The organism is Paraburkholderia phytofirmans (genome assembly GCF_046028095.1).
GTDB classification, from domain to species: domain Bacteria; phylum Pseudomonadota; class Gammaproteobacteria; order Burkholderiales; family Burkholderiaceae; genus Paraburkholderia; species Paraburkholderia phytofirmans_A.
In genome coordinates, this window is record NZ_JAQQDJ010000004.1 from 391,072 (window position 1) to 410,836 (window position 19,765).

Genomic DNA, 19,765 nt, shown 5'->3' on the forward strand with positions numbered 1-19,765 from the left:
CCGAATCAATCGCATGACTTGATAGAACCACAAGGAGTCTACCTCATGAAGCTGCAACGACTGTTGTCCCTTGCATGCGTCACGTTCGCCGTGACGTTTGGCGGATTTTCCGGCGCGGCGTCAGCACAAACGCCGGATGTGCTGACCGTCGCCACCGACGCCACTTTCCCGCCGATGGAGTACACCGAGAACGGCGCGCGCACCGGCTTCGACGTCGACCTCATGAGTGCGCTCGCGAAAGCGATGGGCAAACGCGTGCAATGGACCGACATTGACTTCAAAGGGCTGATTCCCGGTCTGATCGCGCATCGTTTCGACGCTGCGATCTCTGGCATCTACATTACCGACGAGCGCGCGAAAGTGGTTGACTTCACCGATTCGTACTACGCGGGCGGTCTGGCCGTGCTGGTCAAAAGCGATTCACCGATCAAGACGGTGGCCGATCTGAACGGCAAGAAAGTCTCAGTCCAGGTGGGCACGAAGTCGGTGAACTTCCTGCGCGATAACTTTCCGCAGGTCAATCGCGTCGAGGTCGAGAAGAATCAGGAAATGTTCGATCTGGTGGGCATCGGCCGTGCCGACGCTGCGGTGACGGGTAAGCCGGCTGCGTATCAAGTTGCGAAAACGCGCCCCGGCTTCCGCGTACTCGACAAAACGCTGACAACCGAAGCCTACGGCATCGCAGTGCGCAAAGACGAGCCGCAGTTGAAGGCAGCGTTCAACACCGCGCTCGCCAAGATCAAGGCTGACGGCACGTATGCGGCGATCGTCAAGAAGTGGTTCGGCGCGAGTGCGCAATAAACGGCCGGGCAAACGAAATGGAACTCGATTTCTCGCCGGTGATTGCCGGTTGGCCAGACATCATGCGAGGCACGTTGGTGACGGTCGAAGTGACCGCCGCTGCGCTCGCGCTCAGTTGCGTGCTTGGCCTGTTGATCGGCATCGGCCGGCTGACGCCGAAGCGGCGCCTGGTGTACGGCTTCTGCACCGCGTACCTGACGTTCTTCCGCGGCACGCCGTTGCTGGTGCAACTTTTCCTGCTGTTCTTCGGCCTCCCGCAATTCGGCATTCTGCTACCGGCGTTTGTGTGCGGCATGCTCGGGCTCGGTCTGTATTCGGCGGCTTATGTATCGGAGATCGTGCGCGGCGCGATTCAGTCGGTCGACCGCGGGCAGATGGAAGCGGCGCGTTCGATCGGCATGTCGTCGGGGCAGGCGATGCGCGCGATCATTCTGCCGCAGGCCATCGTGCGGATGATCCCGCCGCTCGGCAACGAATTCATCGCGCTGATCAAGAACTCGGCGCTGGTGTCGCTGCTGACAATCGACGATCTGATGCATGAAGGCCAGAAGATCATCAGCGTGTCGTATCGTTCGCTCGAAGTGTATCTCGCTATCGCGCTGGTGTATCTCGTGTTGACGCAAGCGACCAATTACGCGCTGCATCGTGTCGAACGTCGTTTGCGTGCTGGAGGAATGGTGCAATGAATACCGTGGCCAAAGTCAATGAGCCTATCGTCAGCATTCGCGGGCTGACCAAATCGTTCGGTTCGCATACCGTGCTCAACGGCATCGATTTCGATATCCAACCGCAGCAGGTCGTGGTGGTGATCGGGCCGAGCGGCTCGGGCAAGAGTACATTTCTACGCTGCTGTAATGGACTCGAACAAGCAGAGGGTGGCACGATCGACATTTGTGGGCATCGGCTAGTCGACCAGGGCGAGATGCTCAAAGAGCGTTCGCTGAATGCGCTGCGCACCGAAGTCGGCATGGTGTTTCAGTCGTTCAATCTGTTTCCGCACCTGTCGGTGCTGCATAACATCACCGTGGGGCCGCGCATGTTGCGTGGCGCCAGCAAGGCGCAGGCCGAAGCGGCTGCGATCGCGTTGCTGGAGAAGGTCGGGCTCGCGCACAAGGCGCATGTGATGCCGGCGAGTCTGTCGGGCGGTCAGAAGCAACGGGTTGCGATTGCTCGCGCGCTAGCGATGCAGCCGCGGGTGATGCTGTTCGACGAGCCCACATCCGCCCTCGATCCCGAACTGGTCGGCGAAGTGCTGCAAGTGATGAAACTGCTCGCGAGCGAAGGCATGACGATGGTGGTCGTCACACACGAAATGGGCTTTGCGAAGGAAGTCGCCGATGTAGTGGTCGTGATGGACGGCGGTGTGATCGTCGAAGCGGGGCCGCCCGCGGAGATTTTCTCTGCGCCATCACAGCCGCGCACACGCGCATTCCTGCAGGCGGTGTTGTCACGCGCATGAGAGTCCCATTCAATAACAAGGTGTGGGCAGGCCGTTCCGACGACGGCGAGGCCGGCGACACGCGGCGTATTTTCAATCAGGTGACGCCGTTCGGTAGCGCGGCGCATGTGCAGCACGATGCGCCGGTGATCGTAGGCTTTTGCTCCGATGAAGGCGTACGCCGCAATCAAGGCCGGATCGGCGCGGCGCATGCGCCCATGGAATTGCGCCGGGTGCTGGCGGGCTTACCGGCCAAAACGGCGATGGCGACACTGGCCGATGCGGGCGACGTGGTGTGCGACGACGGCGACCTCGAAGCCGCGCAGGCGGAACTGGCCCACGTGATCAGTGAGGTGCTGGCGGGCGGCGGACGCCCGTTGGTGTTGGGCGGCGGTCATGAGGTCGCGTGGGGCACATATAGCGGTTTGCGGCTGCATCAGCAGCGTGAAGCCGAGATTGAAGCCACGCCGCTGATAGCGCGCAAACTGCTGATCATCAACTTCGACGCTCACTTCGATCTGCGTCAAAAGCGTCCCGCGAATTCCGGCACGCCGTTCGATCAGATCGCGCTTGATTGTGCGGAACGAGGGGTGCCGTTCAATTATGCGTGCTTCGGCATCAGCGATCTCAGCAATACAGCCTCGCTGTTCGCGCATGCGGAGCGACTCGGCGTGCACTATGTGTTCGACGTCGATATGCAGGAAGCGCAATTGCCGCAGCGTTTGAATGAGCTTCAGCAGTTGCTCGACGCGGCGGACGACGTCTATCTGACGATCGATCTCGACGTGTTGCCGGCCGCCGCGGCGCCGGGTGTGTCGGCGCCCGCTGCGCTGGGCGTACCGCTATCGGTGATCGAAGTGATGGTGCTGCGCGTGCGGGCTTCGGGCAAGCTGCGCGTGGCGGATATCGCGGAGTACAACCCGATGTTCGATCAGGATAAGCGCACTGCGAGAGCGGCCGCGCGACTGGCGTACCGGTTGCTTTGATTCACGTCGTCAAGCTTGCCTTCTCGCGAATCGAACTTGCGCCCCCGCGCGTGATTGTCGGGGTGTGAATTACCCCGTTATCGGACAGGCCTTACTGCTGCCATTCCCTCTGAACTATCACTGCCAGGGAAGACCCAGCACAGTGACTTCGAGCGGCGCAGTTCAACCCTGAGGGGACAGTCGCATGACCGGAAAGCGGCCATTTCGCGTTGCCGAACGACAGGGCTTCAGGATCACCCCGCGCCGCCGAAATGCGCCACTCGACGGACTTGCAAGATCTACTATCCTTTCGCAAAGTCATTCAAACGCGTTCGCGATAATCCGTCGGTGACATCCCGAACGCTCGCCGAAAACCCCGACTGAATGCAGCCTGGGACATGTACCCTAACTGCTCGGCGATTTGCGAAACACGAAGACTCGACGAAAGGAGCCGGTTACTGGCGAGTTCCATACGCCAAATGGTCAGATAGCGCATGGGAGATTCGCCTACCAATTGCACGAATCGTTGGGAAAAGTTGGATCGGGATTGGGCGACGTGCTCTGCGAGTTGGCTAACCGTCCAGTTGTGCCCGGGGTTTGCGTGCATGAGTGATAAGGCATGGCTGATCGCCGGGTCTCTTAGCGCAGCAATCCAGCCCTTCTGGTCAGCACGCTCCCCCGCCAGCCAATGACGGATCGCCCAGATGAACAATAGGTCCGCGATCTTGGCCAGCATGACTGCGCTTCCTATCGACGGATGACGCAACTCTTCTTCAATTGCCGCGACCGTCATAGGCAGCCACTCGGCGGCACCCTGCGCCGAAGTCTGGGCGACGGTGGATCGTTTGACATGGAGAATTCGCGGCAAGCCGTTCACCAGTGAGCGTCCATGCGATCCATCGAACTCCAGCACGCCCGTCGTCACTCTGGCTGAGGACGCTGCGGGCTGTTGCTTCGTTGCCCCACTATCAGCCGAACGACGCTCGAGCGTGTGACCGTGCGCATGCGGAAGGATAACGACATCGCCCGGCGCGAGGGCCAACCCGCCTTTATTGTCGACCATGCGCAACTGGCACACTGCGTCGTGAATGATGTGTATGTACGCGTCTCCGGGCGCGAACTTCAACGTTTGTCCGACCTCCACGACATCGTCGCCAACAATGCCGCCTCGCACACAGGCGAGATCGAATACATTGAAAAAGACGTCCCCAGCAAGGCGTTCGCGCGGCAACGCTATATTGCGTTGCCGCTGAGGGTTTCGGCGTGTCGGCATCATTTTTCGCGTTTCAGTCATGGCAAATGGGGATTCCAAGCCCAATAATCTAGTTCAGATTGCCGTGGTATCCAGAGCTCCCAAGCGCCGCGCGTCGATTAGCCGCGTTCTGACCGCGTGTGGGGGAACCGCATGGCGGTTTTCTGCTTGTGGTCCGAAGCGCCGGCGGATCGCATGAGGCAACGTCCGCCGGTGAGAAGCCTTTGTGAATATCGAACTGGAGTCAAGTATGAGCAACAAACCCACGATCGTACTCGTGCATGGATTTTGGGGCGGCGCCGCTCACTGGAGCAAAGTGATCATCGAGCTGTCACGCAAGGGCTATTCGTCGATACGCGCTGTCGAAATGCCCTTGACCTCGCTCGCGGATGACGCCGAGCGAACCCGGAAAATGGTTGCGCAGGTCAATGGGCCGGTACTACTCGTCGGTCACTCGTACGGTGGTGCGGTCATCACCGAAGCAGGCGATCTTCCGAACGTTGTCGGACTGGTCTATATCGCGGCCTTTGCACCCGACGCCGGCGAAAGCCCTGGCGGCATCACGCAGGAAAGCGTTCCCGTTGCCGCGGCCAATCTCTCCCCTGACAGCGATGGTTATCTGTGGGTCAAGCCAGAAAAGTTTCACGAGAGTTTCTGCCAGGACCTGACGCCGGAAGAGGGTCTGGTCATGGGGGTGACGCAAAAGGCGCCTCTCGCCAGTACGTTCGGCGATACGATCACGGCTCCTGCATGGAAGAAGAAGCCATCGTGGTATCAGATTTCAAGCGAAGACAGAATGATTTCGCCGGAAAACGAGGCGAGGATGTCAGCCCGATTGGGCGCGAAGAAAATCATTACGCTAGCGGCCAGCCATGCCTCGCTGGCATCGAAACCCGTGGAAGTTGCGGCCTTGATTGACGAGGCCGCAACGGAGGCGGTCAAGAGCCTGTGATCTGAGCGCTGATTGGGATTTGTACAGAGACAAATCTCTATTATCTGCGCTCCTGGCCCGGCGGCGAAGGGTTCGCCGGGCCCGCTAAGAATGACTCAACGGGACGCATGCACCGATTGTCGACGATCTAGACATCGATGTCGAACGGCCGAAACTGGCCGACTTCCGCCCGACACCCCCATCCGCCGGAATCCTCAACCCGCGCACTGCGCAAAGAACCCCAGCTGGCCTTAAGTGCCCCTTCGGCTCGATGCGAGCGCTATGGCCGCGTCCAAAACTGGAACTGCCAAGGGCTAACTCAAACGATGACCTTCTGTTCCCCCGCAGCCTGCTCGCGCATGCGACGGGCTTCGTCGCGCAGGAACTGCTGGTAATCGTCCAGATCGCCGTCGAAGGGCTCGACACCACCCTTGGTGACAAGCCAGAACTCGTCACACACCGCGCGCAGCAGCGACCGGTCGTGACTGACCAGCATCACCGTGCCTTCGAATTCGTTGAGTGCCATGCCTAGCGCTTCGCGTGTGGCCAGGTCGAGGTGGTTGGTCGGCTCGTCGAGCAGCAGCAGATTGGGGCGCTGCCACACGATCATGCACAACACGAGCCGCGCCTTTTCGCCGCCGCTCATCGTGCTGACCGCCTGATGGACCATGTCGCCACTGAAGTTGAACGTGCCAAGGAAAGTGCGAAGCGATTGTTCGGTGCCACTCTGGCCGGGGGCACGCATGTGCGCAGGCGTGTCCTTGGCAAGGCGGATCATGTGTTCCATTGGCGTGTCGAGGGGACGCAGCACGTCGAGTTCCTGCTGTGCGAAGTAACCGATGTTCAGGCCTTTGCCTTCGCTGATTTCGCCGGCGATCGGCGCCAGCTCGTGCGCCACCGTCTTCACCAGAGTGGACTTGCCCTGGCCGTTGGCACCGAGAATGCCGATGCGTTGCCCGGCCAGCACGGACCGGTTGATGCCCCGCACGATGACCGTCGGCGGCGTGCCCGGCGGTGCGTCGGTGGGCGCCGCGTAGCCGAAGCTCGCGTCCAGCATCGACAACAGCGGGTTCGGGACGTTGAGCGGCTCCTTGAACTCGAAGGTGAACTCCGCATCGGCAAGCACCGGTGCGATCTTCTCCATGCGTTCGAGCGCCTTGACCCGGCTCTGGGCCTGCTTCGCCTTCGAGGCCTTGGCCTTGAAACGGTCGATGAATTTCTGCAGGTGGGCGATCTTGTCCGCCTGCCGGGCCACCGCGGCCTGCTGCAACACCAGTTGCTCAGCGCGCATGTCTTCGAACTTGCTGTAGTTGCCGCCATAACGCACGAGCTTGGCGTTGTCGACGTGCACCGTCACCTGCGTCACCGCATCGAGGAATTCGCGGTCGTGGCTGATCACCACCAAGGTTCCTTGATAGCGCTTGAGCCAGGCTTCCAGCCAGACCAGCGCGTCGAGGTCCAGGTGATTGGTCGGCTCGTCGAGCAACAGCAAGTCGGACGGGCACATGAGCGCGCGCGCCAGTTGCAGTCGCATACGCCATCCGCCGGAGAAGCTGTTGACCGGCTGGCTAAGCTGCGCGGCACTGAAGCCAAGGCCCAGGATCAGCGCCTGGGCACGCGCGGGGGCATCATGTGCACCGGCGTCGTGCAGGGCCATGTAGGCGTGCGCCATGCGCATGCCGTCGTCGCTGGCCTCGGCGGCGGCTACTTCGGCCTGCGCGGCCAGCAGTACGGTGTCGCCGTCGATGACGAAATCGGTTGCACTCTGCTCGGTCTCCGGCATCTCCTGCGCGACCTGGCCCATCTTCCATGCAGCGGGAATCGAGAATTCGCCGCCGTCTTCGTGCAGCGTGCCGTTCAGAAGGCCGAAGAAGGACGATTTGCCGGCGCCATTGCGGCCGACAAGGCCGATCTTTTCGCCGGGGGTGAAGGTGACGGACGCGCTATCGAGTACGACATTGACGCCACGGCGCAGCGTGACATTACGGACGGAAATCATAAGGAGCTACTTCGGAGAGGATAGGCATGATAGCCCACCGGACGTACAGGGCTGTTTCTTTTCTGGCCGAACGAGTGAGGAACCGCTTGCGCTTTGCGGCGCCCACCGGCCGCAAAGGGAGGCTGGCACTGGCGCACCGGGCGTTCCGGCTACGGGGCTAGCAAATCGACGGTAAGTGACGGTTTCTGGCCGATAGCACCAGCTCGGCGACCGCTCTCTAGAGCGGACGTCGGACTCGTTAACGGCGGCGTTCCGGCGGCCGGGGCGAATGCGTGCTTCCGGCCATAAAGAAACATCCACCTCTCGGCCATGAATGACCGCTGACACCACGGAACCGGCCCCCCGCCCCGACTTCGGTGCGATCCCTTGGGCTGAATTTACCGAGTGTTGCTCTCGATGGGCGCTTTCGCCCGCATCATGCAAAATAGCCGCATCTAGAATTCGGAGGATGGCTCGTGGGCGTTAACTTCGACCTGAACGATTTGCAGGCGTTTCGAGCTGTCGTCGAGTTGGGTAGCTTCCGCAAAGCCGCGGAGGCGGTCAACATCTCGCAGCCGGCATTGAGCCGCCGCATCGAGAAGCTCGAAGCGGCCCTCGGCGTGCGGCTGTTCGAGCGAACAACCCGAAGCGTTACGCTCACGACCGTAGGACGCGTTTTCGCCCCGAGCGCGGAACAACTGCTCGACGATCTCGATGTCGCGTTGCTCGGTATCCGCGACGTCTCCACGAGCCGCCTGGGTCATGTGACCATCGCATGTGTGCCGTCCGTTGCCTATTATTTCCTGCCGAGCGTCATTGCCGCCTACCACAGCCGCTATCCGCGAATCCGGGTCAAGCTCCTCGACTCGAGCGCCAACGAAGTGCTCGGCTCAGTGATCAGCGGCGAAGCCGATTTCGGCGTCAGCTTCATGGGCAGCCAGGAGACCGAGGTCGAGTTCAAGGTCTTGCTGCAGGAACGGTTTGTCGCCGCGTGCCGCCGCGATCATCCCCTTGCTCAGAAAAAGCGCGTGACCTGGAACGAGCTTTATGAACACGAATATGTATCCGTGGACAAGACTTCCGGCAACCGCCTGCTGCTCGATCAGGCGCTGACCACCGTGGCGCCGAGGATGCCTAGCGTCTGCGAGACCCGCCATGTCACCACCATGCTTGGCCTGATCGAAGCAGGACTCGGTGTGGCCGCCGTGCCTTCAATGGCCATGCCCATGCGCGACCATCCGATTCTGACAAGCGTGCCGCTCGTCGATCCGGTCGTGACGAGACGCGTCGGCATAGTCAGACGCCGCGGACGTCCGCTCGCGCCGGCCGCGCAACAGTTCTATCAGACGATCCTCGACACGAAGCGCAGCGGCACGGTCGGCGCCGCGGGAAAGAAGGCGCCGAAATGAGGTTGGCGAGGCCGTTCAGGCTGCTTTACGTTCAGGTCCTGCTTGGAATGGGGCTCGGCATGGCCGTCGGCCACTTCTGGCCACAGGCCAGCGCGTCGCTCAAACCACTCAGCGATGCGTTCGTCGCGCTGGTGCGCATGATGATCGCGCCGATCGTCTTTTGCACGATGGTCACCGGCATCACGTCGCTGGCGAGCGGATCGAAGATCGGGCGGACGATTCTGAAGGCGCTGGCGTTGTTCTACTTTCTCACCATTGTTGCGCTCTTTCTGGGGCTGGCGACCGCGTTTGCGCTGCACCCGGGCGCGGGCCTGCACATCGACGCGCATCATCTGGATGCGACGATCCTCGCGCAGTATTCGACGCGCTCGCAGTCGCACGGATTCGTCGAATTCGCGCTGCATGTGATCCCTGAGACGCTCGTCGGCGCTTTCGAGAAAGGCGAGGTGCTGCCGGTGCTGCTGCTTGCCCTTCTGTTCGGGTTCGCATTGAATGCCAACAAAAGCGCCGGGCGCCGGGTACAGGAATTCATCGACGGCATCGCGCACGTGCTGTTTCGCATCCTTGCGATGATCATGCGGCTTGCGCCCGTCGGCGCATTCGGCGCGATGGCATTCACGGTGGGCCGCTTCGGCATTCGTTCGATTGGCTCGCTCGGCATGCTGATGGTGGCGTTCTATGCGGCGTGCCTGCTGTTCATCGTTTGTGTGGTCGGTCCACTCGCACGGCTGCATGGCTTCTCGCTCTGGCGACTGCTGCGCTACATTCGCGAAGAACTCGTCATCGTACTCGCGACGTCGTCGACCGAACCGGTGCTGCCACGCCTCATTGTCAAGCTCGAAGCGCTTGGCTGCGACAAGGGCATCGTGGGACTCGTGCTGCCCGCCGGCTATTCGTTTAACCTCGACGGCACGGCGATCTACCTGACGCTCGCCTCCATGTTCATCGCTCAAGCGTGCGATGTTCACCTCTCGGGCGGCCAGATCGCGACCATGCTCGGGGTCATGCTGCTCACGTCGAAGGGCGCGGCGGGCGTGTCGGGCAGCGGACTGGTTGCGCTCGTCGCGACGCTCGCCGTCATCCCCGACTTGCCGCTTGCAGGCGTCGCGCTGCTGGTCGGCATCGATCGCTTCATGTCCGAAGCGCGCGCCCTGACCAGTGTGATCAGCAATGCCTGCGCGGTGATCTTCGTATCAATGTGGGAGCGTTCCTGCGACCGGGTGCGCCTGACGACCGCATTGAGCCTGGCGCATGAGCCTGAGGATGCATTCGATCAGCCCGCCGACCTGACGGGCTGAATCGTTGCCTTGGTTTCAATGCGTGGCGACGGAATCAAGTCCGGTCGATGTCACCTCCGGCTGCACGGCGGGCGACGCGAGATAGTCGAGCAGCGCTTTGGCCTCCTTGGGGTGTTGCGCGCCGACAGGAATGCCGGCTGCAAAGCGCGTGACGGACTGCATCGACTCCGGAATCTTGCCGACGTACGCCGCGCCCTTCACGGGAAGCAACTCGCTCACCTGCTGGAATCCCACTTCGTAGTCGCCGGTCGCAACCACCGACGCCACCGGAATCTTGGGGATCATCTTCGCCTTGGTCTTCACCTGCTCTTCGATGCCTAGCCGCTTGAACAACTCGCGCTCGATATAAACACCGCTCGCGCTATCCGAGTAAGCGATCGACCGGGCATGCAGCAAGGTTTCCTTGAGCGCCGCCTCGGACCCGATGTCGGGCTTCGGCGCGCCTTCGCGCACGACCATGCCGATCCGCGAATCCGCGAGCTCGACGCGCGAATCGGGAATCACCTTGCCCTGCTTGATCAGATCGTCGAGGGCGTAGCCGACCATGATCACCACGTCGGCAGGTTCGCCGCGCTGAAGCCGGTTAGGAATGGCCTCAGGCGACTTGCCCATCGACGGGCCGAGCGCGGTATCGAGCGTATCGCCGGTGGACGCCGCGAACTTCGGGCCAAGCAGCTTGTAGGCGGCGGTAAAGCCGCCCGAGCTCATCACATGCAGATCGGCGGCCTGCACATTCGCCGCAGCGGCGGATGTGCCTAGCAACGCCGCGGTGCAGAGTTTCAGAAGGAGGGATTTCATGGGCGATGAATGTCAGTCTAATGTTCGAGGAGGCGTGCGATGCTTCAGGGAGCCGCATGCAGCGGAACGCGACGGCGCCGGTACAGTGCGAGTGTTGCTCCGAGCCCGCACACCGCGGCGAAGCTCATCCAGTAGCCTGGCGCGGCTTTATCACCCGTCATATGAATGAGCGCGGTCGAGATGACGGGCGTAAAACCTCCGAAGACCGCTGTCGCGAGGCTGTAGGCGAGTGAGAATCCGGCGACGCGTACCTCCACTGGCATCACCTCAGTGAGCGCGACGACCATCGCGCCGTTGTAAATGCCGTACATGAACGAGAGCCAGAGCAGCACAAGCAGCATGTTGACGAAGCTCGGTGCGTGGGCCAGCAGCGACAGCGCCGGGTAGGCAGTCGCAATCGCCAGGATCGTCATCGCGAGAAGGAGCGGACGGCGTCCGATCCTATCCGACAGCGCACCACCGATCGGCAGCCAGATGAAATTGGAGACACCCACGCACAGCGTGACGAGCAGGCTGTCGGCAGTGCTCAGATGCAGGACCGTCTTGCCAAAGGTCGGCGCATACACCGTGATCAGATAGAAGCTCGTGGTGGTCATCGCCACCAGCAGCACGCCGGCGATCACGACATTCCAGTTCTGCACGAGCGTAGCAAAGACCTCTTTCATGCTCGGGCGATGCTGGCGCTGTTTGAATTCCTGCGTTTCCTCGAGATTGCGCCGCAGGAGGAAGATGAAAGGCACGATCATGCAGCCGACGAAGAACGGCACGCGCCATCCCCACGCGGCGATCGCCGCCGTGTCGAGCCACTGATTGAGCGCGAAGCCGAGCGCGGCGGCGATGACGATCGCCACTTGCTGGCTCGCCGACTGCCAACTGGTGAAGAAGCCCTTGCGGCCCGGCGTCGCCATTTCGGCGAGATACACCGATACCCCGCCGAGTTCGGCGCCCGCCGAGAAGCCCTGCAGCAGACGGCCGATGAGAACCAGCGCCGGGGCGAAGAGTCCGATCGTCGCATAGCCGGGCACGAACGCGATCAGGATGGTGCCGCTCGCCATGATCGACAGCGTGACGATCAGGCCCTTGCGGCGGCCGACATCGTCTATATACGCGCCGAGGATGATCGCGCCGAGCGGCCGCATCAGGAAGCCCGCGCCGAACACTGCGAACGTCATCATCAGTGAAGCGAACTCGCTCCCCGCCGGGAAAAAGACCGCGGCAATCTGCGTGGCATAGAAGCCGAACAGGAAGAAGTCGAACTGCTCGAGGAAGTTGCCTGCCGTCACGCGTAGCACGGCGGATGCCTTCGATTGCCCGGGGGCCAGTGGGGGTGAGGAGGGATGCATCGAGTTGTCTCCAGAAATTTTTGAACTTGCGGTGTTCGGGCGATTTGTTGTTTGTCGAATATTCGCCCGAACCACATGAAACGATAAGTGCTATTTTCGAAACGATTGATGTCCGTTGGTTATCAGTGCCGGGAAAGCGCTCAGGCTACAAATCGGCACTGCGACGCGGGCGTTCGGGTGTCCATATTGCGCCCCCGGTTCAGGTGATCGTCGATTTCCGCCGCGCATCCGAGCATGCGGGGATATAGGAAGATCGTGAATGCGGCGGTTTCCAGATCGGTCTCAGTCAATTCACCACGTTGCAGCGGCTGCCACAGCATCTTCAGCAGCAACGCCGCGATCACCGCATCGACGTTTACACAGTACACGTTGCGGGACACGCCGACATCGAACAACGCCTGCACCAGTTCGCGATAGAAAGCATGGAATACGTTATATTCGCCACGCTTCTCGCATAGTTCCGCGATGAACACTTCGCGCGGGTCGTAGTTGACCGGCCTGTCCTTGAAGACCGGATGGTTCACGCCCGGCAGCTTCGCGATGTCGAGGCTGCCGGCATGCTTCTGCCGGGCCTTGTATTGCGCATACCGCTCGACCGAGCGCTCGGCCAGCGAGCGCAGGTCGACGCCATGTGCAGGGTCGGATGGATCGGCGAGGCCGCTGTCCCGGAACGCTTCGATCAGGAACGCGATGCCCTCATAGCCGTTGCCGCCATGCGTATAGCCGGTATGCGTGAGAAAGCCGACCAGCGCCTTGTTGAGTTGCACGCGCTCTGGACTTTCCGGACCGTCGGCCGATACCGCGCCTTTCGCACCCTGCGCCGAGATAGCTCCTGGACCGTTGGTGAGCAGCAGACCGACCAGCGTCTTGAAGGCGAACAGATCGTCGGGCCCGGGATCGAGGTTGAGCAGCGCAGCAAAGCAGATTTCGGTGAGGCTGCGTTCGTTCAGCAAAGCTTGCGTGGTAAAGCCGCAGAAGCCGTCTGGACGGTGCCGCGAGGCGTCCGCCGATGCGCCGATCAGCGTCCCGAACAGCATGGTCCACCAGGGCAGGCTCTCGGCCGTAACGCGCGAGATGCGCTTGCGCATCAGCGGTCCCCATGCGAGCGTCGTGGTGATTGCGGCCAGCACCGCGTCGGCCGTCGGGTGATCAGGCTGAGACGCGAGCCAGCGGACGAGCACCGACTTGACACCACGCTCGGCGAGTCCCGCGAGCATCGCCTCAGCGCGCGGATCGCTTGAGTCGGCGAAAAACGGCTCGCTGCCGCTCGCGTCGATCCGGGCGATGTCGAAAATCTCATCGAGAGGGCTTGTCAGGCCAGCTGCCGAGAAGCGATCGATCATCCATTTCGCGGCATCCCGAGCCGCTCGCTGGCGATTCGGCCCGATGATCGAAGCAGCGGCCGCCAGGATCGCGTTGGGCGCGTTTCCGGCCTCGCGGGCGGCTTGCGCCGCCGCGAGTTCCGGCGTTCCGTGCAGATTGACGAACGCGGCGATTGCCACATCGATGAGTTTCTCGTCGTTCTCGCCGCCGAACTCGTGAAGCAGGGCAAGGCTGACGTTCGCTTCGAGCGAATGTGTCGCTGCGTCGAGCATTGAGGCGCCATGCAGGCTGCTGACCTGGGTTTTCGCATCCATCTGCGAAGCGCCCGATGCGTCCTTGAGCGCCTGACGCGGCGCAATCGCCCCGACTTGCCGATTGATCTGCAAGACCTGCTCGTCGTAGGGGGCGACCGCACCGACCACGGGAATCGCAAGGCCGGCCGGAAGCTGGATGCCCTGGTTGGAGCTGAACCACGGCTTGAGCGCGAGACTGCCTTCGGGCTCGAAATCGGGCATCGTCGCGTTGGCGCGCATCACGGCAGTCAACGCAGCCGGGATATGCGCAATGTTCGTAACGACCGCGCCCTTGGCCGAGCAGCTCGGATCGTCGAGCGTGAAGAGCCGGTCCACGCCGAACTTCTCCATGAACCAGCGTTCCTTGGCTTGTGCGTCGTCGGAGCCGCCGGACATCGCGCCCGCATGGCCGACCGCACGCGTGAGGCGGGTCTTCCATCGGCCCACCACGCAGGCGACCACCGGCTTCGTGAAGTCCGCATCGGCCTCGTAGTAGCCACCCGGTTCGCAATAGAGCACCGCGGCCTTGCTGCGCGCATCGTTGGCGAGCGCAAAGGCAAATTCAGGGGCGGCATAGTGGATGTAGACGTCCTTGCCGCTGGAGATGACCGTCGACGTGCCCCAGCCGCTCATGCGCAGGTACTGCGCGATCGTCGTGCTGAAGCCGCCGGAGTTCGAGAAGATGGCGATCGATCCCTTGCGCAATGAATCGTCTGGACTATCGCCACCGAGTGCTCCGCCGATTCTCACACGATTCCACGAGTCGGCGACGCCCAGCCCGTTCGCCCCGAAGATGTCGATGCCCGCCTGCTGCCCCATCGCGCGAATTTCGCGAGCGTCGTGCACGGCGATCTTCTCGGTGATGATGAAAATCTTCTTCAGATCGGGATTGACGCGGATCAGTTCGGCGACGCCGTCGCGAGCCGCCGATGGCGGTAGATAGACCACGCCGCAGTTGAAGCGATGCCCTGCCTCCAGACCCTCGCGAACGTTGTTGTAAACAGGGATATCGCCGATAGATGTGGCGAGCACCTGGCCGCCCTTGCCCGGCGCCGTGCCGAAGACAATATTGCCGCCCGAAAACGCATGACTGACGGGCGTTACGTCTGAAGACTCACCGCCCAGGATGTTAAGTACGCACACGCGATCGTCCCGCGTGGCGATCTGCGCGAGCGAGTTGACGCCAACGAAATACTTGAACTGGTTGCTGGTTTGCTTGTACATGTCGCTCTCCTCAGGCTTGAGCCGTTTCGGTTTCGGTCGTGGGCGCGCCGATCCGTGCTGCGACCTCGGCTCGGCCACCGGCGCGCATCCACGCATCCGCCTGCCGTGCGTACTGGATGACTTCACTGATGTCGGAATCAAATCCGAACAGCCGGTACGGCAGGCCGAGCGAATCGCATGTATCTCTCAGCGCGGCCATCCCTCGCACGAGGTTCGGTCCTCCGCGGCCGAGCACCACGTAAAGGGGCGTCGGCCCATGCTCGCTGAAGTGTTCGCGAAGAGCATCGGCCATCGCTCGCAACGTCTCGAAGATGTCGGTGTTATTCGACTTGCCGCCGATGATGAAAAGCACATTCGACTGCTTGAGCCAATGCCTGAAGCAGATGCGGGCTACTTCTTTCATCTTCGCGTAAGGCGGATTGCCGCCGAAATCCGACGAGATGATCGCGGCGTCGCCCAGCATTTCGGTGACGAGCGAGTTGGCGCCGCCGCCGAAAGTCGGCGCGAGAATCGTGCCTTTCTCGTTGATCACATACACGTCGCTCTGGCCCTGGTGCGTGCGCAACTGATTGATCTCCTGCTCGAAATCGGAGTAATCCGCCGCGAACAGATGTGGCGGCAGTCCGAGGCGCGTCCATCGCGGATCATCGCGATCGAAGCCGCACTTGAAGTCGCAGGCAACCGGCGTGAGTCGTCCGTGCTTGTCCTCGCGCATGCGGATCGGATTCAACTCCAGCGTCGTCATGCCGAAATCGTGAAAGAGCTCCCAGAGTTTCGGCAACTGCTGCACGAGCGGCGAGATGATCTCCTTCGGCGCACCGATTTCGCTCAGCGCGTTCGCCACGACGAACGCCTTGAGTCCCGTCAACGCGTCGAAGGGCACCATCGCCACATGCTTCGGGTCGACCTCTTCGATATCCATGCCGCCCTTGTGCGAGAGCGTCATCATGGGTGCCCGAAAGCGGGTGGAATCGGTGATCGAAAAGTACACCTCATGCTGGGCCGGGACGCCGCCCTCGAACGTCACGCCATTTGCCTTTGCCTTCAGGTGGCCGACGGTATGCTCGGCAAAGTACAACCGCTCTTTTTCGGCCAACGCTGTCTTGAGATCGCCCGCGCGGCCGAGCAAGCCCGCCTTCCCCTTCTTTCCGACTCCACCCTTGAAGACCGGCTTGATGAAAATCTGACGATAACGATCGATCATCGTCTTGATTTCCTCCTCGCTGGCGCTCGGGCCGAGGATCTCACTCGCTGGGAATCCGACGAATTGCAGCAGGCGTGCGCCGTACAACATACCGGTGATTTGCATGGAAATGTCTCCTGAAGGTCTTTGCGATAGAAAAGAAACAGGCCGATCGGCGCTGTCGACTGAACGCTGACGCGCGCCAGTCGGAAGCGATAGGTGTGAAACGCAGTCGTAGCGTCGTTGGAGTTCGGCTTGGCTGGGCCAGGGCGTGCTTTTATTGTCCGATGCCTGAACCGGCTGCACCGCGGACTGCACGGCCCATTAAGGCGGGTCGCAGGAATGTCTTGCAGCGCGTTAGCCGCGCAAGTTGCGCCGTGCGTTGTGCATAGTCGTGTCTCCGATGCGTTTTACTTTCGTTCCAATGTCGCTGGAATCTTGAGTACAGATACTCACGCAAAAGGATCTACGCGATAAGTGCATTTTTTTGAAGCATTGATGTTCAGGTGTTATCAATGCAGTCGGATGAAACGTGGCATCGCCGCCACGTTTCTCTTCGCGGCCTGTCGGGGCAGACGTGCCAGCGGTCCAAGCTCTGAGGCGACTTCAGTTGATGGTCCGTTGTCGGCGCATGACGGGACATTCGATATTCGTCGGAGACCGTCGGTTCCGGGTCGGCTACAGTCCGAGGCACTGTTCCGCGCGGCCAGGTACCGACCGGCGTTCCCTGACACGGGCTTCGCCGATCTCGATGCTGCACGCGACTCGGCAAGCGACTTCGTGCATAGAACTATCGGCCGGCGCAGGCACGAGTGCCCCCTATCAGAAGATTCGCGAACACTTTGACTATGTGCGATAGCACACCAAAACGCACTGCCGTTCGAGCGAGCATTGCTTGGCACGCTTCTGCTTCCGACGGCAGATCGGCGCTGCACCTTTTGTTCAGATTTATTTGAGCTCCTGGCACTTCTTGACATAAACTTGTGAAGTCGTTATGGGATCGAAACATGTTAAACGTCAGCCTTAGGTCACAACTGCAGACGTATATGCGAAACATTCGCAGACCTGTGGAATTGATCGTGTCGCAGGACGGTAGTCAACAATCGCACGAGATGGTGACGATGTTGAACGAAATCGCGTCGTTGACAGATCTGGTGACGGTAATCGGGGAGCAACAGGGCAACCCACGTAAGCCATCATTTTCAATCAGGCAGGCGGGAGGAAAACCCGGTATCCAGTTTGCCGCCATTCCAACAGGGCCTGAATTTTCGTCTCTTGTCCTTGCAATACTCCAGGTTGGAGGACATCCCGTAATTGCCGACCGTACGACCATGGAACAGGTTCGAGCGCTGGAACGTGACTACGATTTCGAGACCTATATTTCGCTATCTTGTGAAAGCTGTGTGGACGTTGTGCAAGGGCTGAACATGATGACGGTGATCAATCCACGGATTCACAACACTACGATCGACGGAGGAATTTTTCAAAGTGAGGTGTCGGCGCGTGAGATTAGCGTTGTGCCGACGATCTACATGAACGGCGAGGTATTCGGTGAGGGGCGCAGCAGCTTTGTGGAGCTCGGCGCGAAACTTCACGATATAGAACTGAGCATGAGAGCAGCACTGCACGCGGCGGGCAAGCATTAGCACTGACCTGCAGATCATATCGGTGGCGTAACCCCTGCAGATTCGTTCACGGGGCTGTCGTTATCTGAAACGCTGAAAGTTTGTCACGCGTGGACGTTAGCCGACCGCGTCGGGTAGAAGTCGGCCATGAAGCGTCAGTCGCCCGCACCGTCGCTCGGAGATTCAGGCGTCGGTTCCACTCAGGAACCGGCCATTCAATTCGCAATAGTGAAGTGTTGCGTATCGGCCATTGCCGTCATTCGAGTATCGACGTCGGTCTGGCCGCTATCAGTTCTTTGTCCGACATTCGAAGATCGGCATTCGCGAATGACCGGTCTCACCGCTAGCGAATGCGTACTGCGACCCTTTCTCAGTCATACGAGGTCAATCAAGATATCCGGCCGCTTTTCGATCTGCAACGGCCATTCATCAATACAGTCGAATCGTACTGGAGGTTCAACCTCCCGATGTGGGCTGCCGCGAAAGCTCGCACGCGGCATCGACTCACATCATTTCGGGGCTGCTCAGTGTCGTTCCGTCGGAAAAGCGGGCTAGTCTGTAGGGTTTAATGTCGAACTGCGGCGCCGCGTCCATTACCAGCCGGCTCACGAGAACGCCTGCGCCTGGCCCTAGTCCAAAGCCGTGTCCGCTGAAGCCGGATGCGATCACGAGACCGGGTTTCGCATTAACCTTCGAGATGACGGGAACGAGGTCCGGCATCGTGTCGATCGCGCCCGCCCATGCGTGAGCGATCCGCAGGCCCGCCAACTCGGGAAACACGCTGGACACATTTTGCAGGGCACGTTCGAGCCATTCGGTATCAGGCCGGGGATCCAGCACCCGCGTTTCTTCGAACGGCGAGACGTCATCGTCGCGCCACGTTGCGCTTGCCTCCGGTCCGTGGAAGAAACTGGTACCGACGCGAATCTTCAGTTTTTTCTTCAGCTTGCTGCGGAACATGGTCCGAAACTTCACCGAATGCCGCAGGTTTTGCGGCGCGAGTTCCACGCGTCCGTAGCCGGGAACAGCGATCGTGTAGCCGCCGTCCAACCGCCTCCTCAGCGCGAAGTTTGGCCCGGAGAAACAGCCCTCGATGACCCCCGGCGCCTCAGCGGTTCGCAACGCCGTTCCCATCACGTTGATGGAGGGCAGATCGATGCCGTGATGCTGGCAGAACAACGCGCTCCAGGCGCCTCCCGCAAGAACGACGGTGTCGGCTGCGAGCCGGCCGCGCTCGGTCCAGAGGCCGGAGACACGCCCGGCACTCGTATCGAGACTTCGTACCGCGCAGTTCTGATACACCCTCGCGCCGAGACGTTGCGCGCCGCGAGCAATCGCAGGCGCGGCTTTCGACGGCTCGGCTCGGCCGTCCGTGGCAGACCACAGCCCGCCAGCCCACTTCGCACGTCCGGACGGAATGCGCGCCGCCAGTTCGCGCGCACTGAGGATCTCGCTGTTAAAGCCGACTTCCCGGGCGCGGGCAAGCCAAGATTCCCACTGCGCGATGTCCGATTGATGCTCCGTGCCGTACAGGATGCCCGCCTTACGAAACCCAACGTCCTCGCCCAGTTCTTCGCTTAGTTCGCTCCAGCGCTTGAGGCTCTGCATCGCGAGCGGCAACTCATGGAGGTCGCGGTTCTGCTGACGTACCCAGCCCCAATTGCGCCCTGACTGCTCGCAGCCGATGACGCCCTTTTCGAGCAGAGCCACCTGGACGCCGCGTCGCGCCAGTTCATACGCGGTGCTGACGCCAATAATGCCGCCCCCAATCACCGCGACATCGCATCGCTCGGGGAAACCTTCGCTATCCGTGACTTCGTCGATCCTTAGCATTTCATAGCCGTTGTTTGCCGCTTCTTAGTACGTTCCTGCGGTCGAGACCGTCGGAAATGCGCACCTAAAGG

At 61.2% G+C, this 19,765-nt stretch carries 15 protein-coding genes; 8 read left to right on the forward strand and 7 right to left on the reverse strand.

From position 1 onward, the window contains the following. Positions 1–45 precede the first annotated feature (45 nt). From PQR54_RS14420 to hutG, 4 genes are read left to right on the forward strand one after another with little or no spacing between them, the layout of a single operon-like run. Positions 46–801: a transporter substrate-binding domain-containing protein gene (locus PQR54_RS14420; protein ID WP_408246678.1), complete on the forward strand. Its 756-nt coding sequence runs from the start codon at positions 46–48 to the stop codon at positions 799–801. A 17-nt stretch (positions 802–818) separates the two neighbouring features. Next, complete coding sequence (locus tag PQR54_RS14425; protein WP_408246680.1) at positions 819–1,487, forward strand: amino acid ABC transporter permease; 669 nt, start codon at positions 819–821, stop codon at positions 1,485–1,487. Further along, positions 1,484–2,260, forward strand: coding sequence for an amino acid ABC transporter ATP-binding protein (locus PQR54_RS14430; protein ID WP_408246682.1), 777 nt, complete (start codon positions 1,484–1,486; stop codon positions 2,258–2,260). The genes PQR54_RS14425 and PQR54_RS14430 overlap by 4 nt, the downstream gene beginning before the upstream one ends. After that, the gene (gene hutG / locus PQR54_RS14435) at positions 2,257–3,225 is read left to right on the forward strand and encodes a formimidoylglutamase (protein ID WP_408246684.1); all 969 of its coding nucleotides are present in this window, start codon (positions 2,257–2,259) and stop codon (positions 3,223–3,225) included. Before PQR54_RS14430 ends, hutG begins: the two co-directional genes overlap by 4 nt. 301 nt (positions 3,226–3,526) lie before the next feature. On the opposite strand, the gene PQR54_RS14440 is transcribed toward hutG, so the two are convergent. Then, a complete protein-coding gene (locus PQR54_RS14440) occupies positions 3,527–4,498 on the reverse strand; it encodes an AraC family transcriptional regulator (protein ID WP_408246686.1) in 972 nt (323 codons plus the stop codon). A 208-nt stretch (positions 4,499–4,706) separates the two neighbouring features. Between PQR54_RS14440 and PQR54_RS14445 the strand changes: the two genes are divergently transcribed. Continuing rightward, entirely contained in the window at positions 4,707–5,408 is a 702-nt protein-coding gene (locus PQR54_RS14445; RefSeq protein ID WP_408246688.1) for an alpha/beta hydrolase, read from the forward strand. A gap of 298 nt (positions 5,409–5,706) precedes the next feature. On the opposite strand, the gene PQR54_RS14450 is transcribed toward PQR54_RS14445, so the two are convergent. Then, the gene (locus tag PQR54_RS14450) at positions 5,707–7,386 is read right to left on the reverse strand and encodes an ABC-F family ATP-binding cassette domain-containing protein (protein WP_408246691.1); all 1,680 of its coding nucleotides are present in this window, start codon (positions 7,384–7,386) and stop codon (positions 5,707–5,709) included. Positions 7,387–7,841: 455 nt separating this feature from the next. Here PQR54_RS14450 and PQR54_RS14455 point away from each other — a divergent pair, with 455 nt between their 5' ends. Continuing rightward, entirely contained in the window at positions 7,842–8,774 is a 933-nt protein-coding gene (locus PQR54_RS14455) for a LysR family transcriptional regulator (RefSeq protein WP_211608437.1), read from the forward strand. Beyond that, a complete protein-coding gene (gene dctA / locus PQR54_RS14460) occupies positions 8,771–10,072 on the forward strand; it encodes a C4-dicarboxylate transporter DctA (RefSeq protein ID WP_408246693.1) in 1,302 nt (433 codons plus the stop codon). The genes PQR54_RS14455 and dctA overlap by 4 nt, the downstream gene beginning before the upstream one ends. Before the next feature lie 15 nt (positions 10,073–10,087). Here dctA and PQR54_RS14465 read toward each other — a convergent pair whose 3' ends face one another. From PQR54_RS14465 to PQR54_RS14480, 4 genes are all read right to left on the reverse strand, one after another. Further along, positions 10,088–10,870: a substrate-binding domain-containing protein gene (locus tag PQR54_RS14465; RefSeq protein ID WP_408246695.1), complete on the reverse strand. Its 783-nt coding sequence runs from the start codon at positions 10,868–10,870 to the stop codon at positions 10,088–10,090. A gap of 44 nt (positions 10,871–10,914) precedes the next feature. After that, positions 10,915–12,213, reverse strand: a complete 1,299-nt coding sequence (locus tag PQR54_RS14470) for an MFS transporter (RefSeq protein ID WP_408246697.1) — start codon at positions 12,211–12,213, stop codon at positions 10,915–10,917. Positions 12,214–12,353: 140 nt separating this feature from the next. Then, the gene (locus PQR54_RS14475; RefSeq protein ID WP_408246699.1) at positions 12,354–15,053 is read right to left on the reverse strand and encodes a CoA-binding protein; all 2,700 of its coding nucleotides are present in this window, start codon (positions 15,051–15,053) and stop codon (positions 12,354–12,356) included. Positions 15,054–15,063: 10 nt separating this feature from the next. Beyond that, positions 15,064–16,362 (reverse strand): ATP-grasp domain-containing protein, encoded by a 1,299-nt coding sequence (locus PQR54_RS14480; protein ID WP_211608442.1) that lies wholly within the window; start codon positions 16,360–16,362, stop codon positions 15,064–15,066. Between the two features lie 941 nt (positions 16,363–17,303). On the opposite strand from PQR54_RS14480, the gene PQR54_RS14485 reads away from it, so the two are divergent. Beyond that, positions 17,304–17,882, forward strand: coding sequence for an alkyl hydroperoxide reductase subunit F family protein (locus tag PQR54_RS14485; protein ID WP_408246701.1), 579 nt, complete (start codon positions 17,304–17,306; stop codon positions 17,880–17,882). Positions 17,883–18,365: 483 nt separating this feature from the next. Here PQR54_RS14485 and PQR54_RS14490 read toward each other — a convergent pair whose 3' ends face one another. Continuing rightward, positions 18,366–19,694 (reverse strand): NAD(P)/FAD-dependent oxidoreductase, encoded by a 1,329-nt coding sequence (locus tag PQR54_RS14490; RefSeq protein WP_408246703.1) that lies wholly within the window; start codon positions 19,692–19,694, stop codon positions 18,366–18,368. Between the last annotated feature and the right edge of the window lie 71 nt (positions 19,695–19,765).

Bases quoted from the DNA above. Each gene is read 5' to 3' on its own strand.
- PQR54_RS14420 (WP_408246678.1), top strand. From the start codon at position 46: ATGAAGCTGCAACGACTGTTGTCCCTTGCATGCGTCACGTTCGCCGTG.
- PQR54_RS14425 (WP_408246680.1), top strand. From the start codon at position 819: ATGGAACTCGATTTCTCGCCGGTGATTGCCGGTTGGCCAGACATCATG.
- PQR54_RS14430 (WP_408246682.1), top strand. From the start codon at position 1,484: ATGAATACCGTGGCCAAAGTCAATGAGCCTATCGTCAGCATTCGCGGG.
- hutG (WP_408246684.1), top strand. From the start codon at position 2,257: ATGAGAGTCCCATTCAATAACAAGGTGTGGGCAGGCCGTTCCGACGAC.
- PQR54_RS14440 (WP_408246686.1), bottom strand. From the start codon at position 4,498: ATGACTGAAACGCGAAAAATGATGCCGACACGCCGAAACCCTCAGCGG.
- PQR54_RS14445 (WP_408246688.1), top strand. From the start codon at position 4,707: ATGAGCAACAAACCCACGATCGTACTCGTGCATGGATTTTGGGGCGGC.
- PQR54_RS14450 (WP_408246691.1), bottom strand. From the start codon at position 7,386: ATGATTTCCGTCCGTAATGTCACGCTGCGCCGTGGCGTCAATGTCGTA.
- dctA (WP_408246693.1), top strand. From the start codon at position 8,771: ATGAGGTTGGCGAGGCCGTTCAGGCTGCTTTACGTTCAGGTCCTGCTT.
- PQR54_RS14465 (WP_408246695.1), bottom strand. From the start codon at position 10,870: ATGAAATCCCTCCTTCTGAAACTCTGCACCGCGGCGTTGCTAGGCACA.
- PQR54_RS14470 (WP_408246697.1), bottom strand. From the start codon at position 12,213: ATGCATCCCTCCTCACCCCCACTGGCCCCCGGGCAATCGAAGGCATCC.
- PQR54_RS14475 (WP_408246699.1), bottom strand. From the start codon at position 15,053: ATGTACAAGCAAACCAGCAACCAGTTCAAGTATTTCGTTGGCGTCAAC.
- PQR54_RS14480 (WP_211608442.1), bottom strand. From the start codon at position 16,362: ATGCAAATCACCGGTATGTTGTACGGCGCACGCCTGCTGCAATTCGTC.
- PQR54_RS14490 (WP_408246703.1), bottom strand. From the start codon at position 19,694: ATGCTAAGGATCGACGAAGTCACGGATAGCGAAGGTTTCCCCGAGCGA.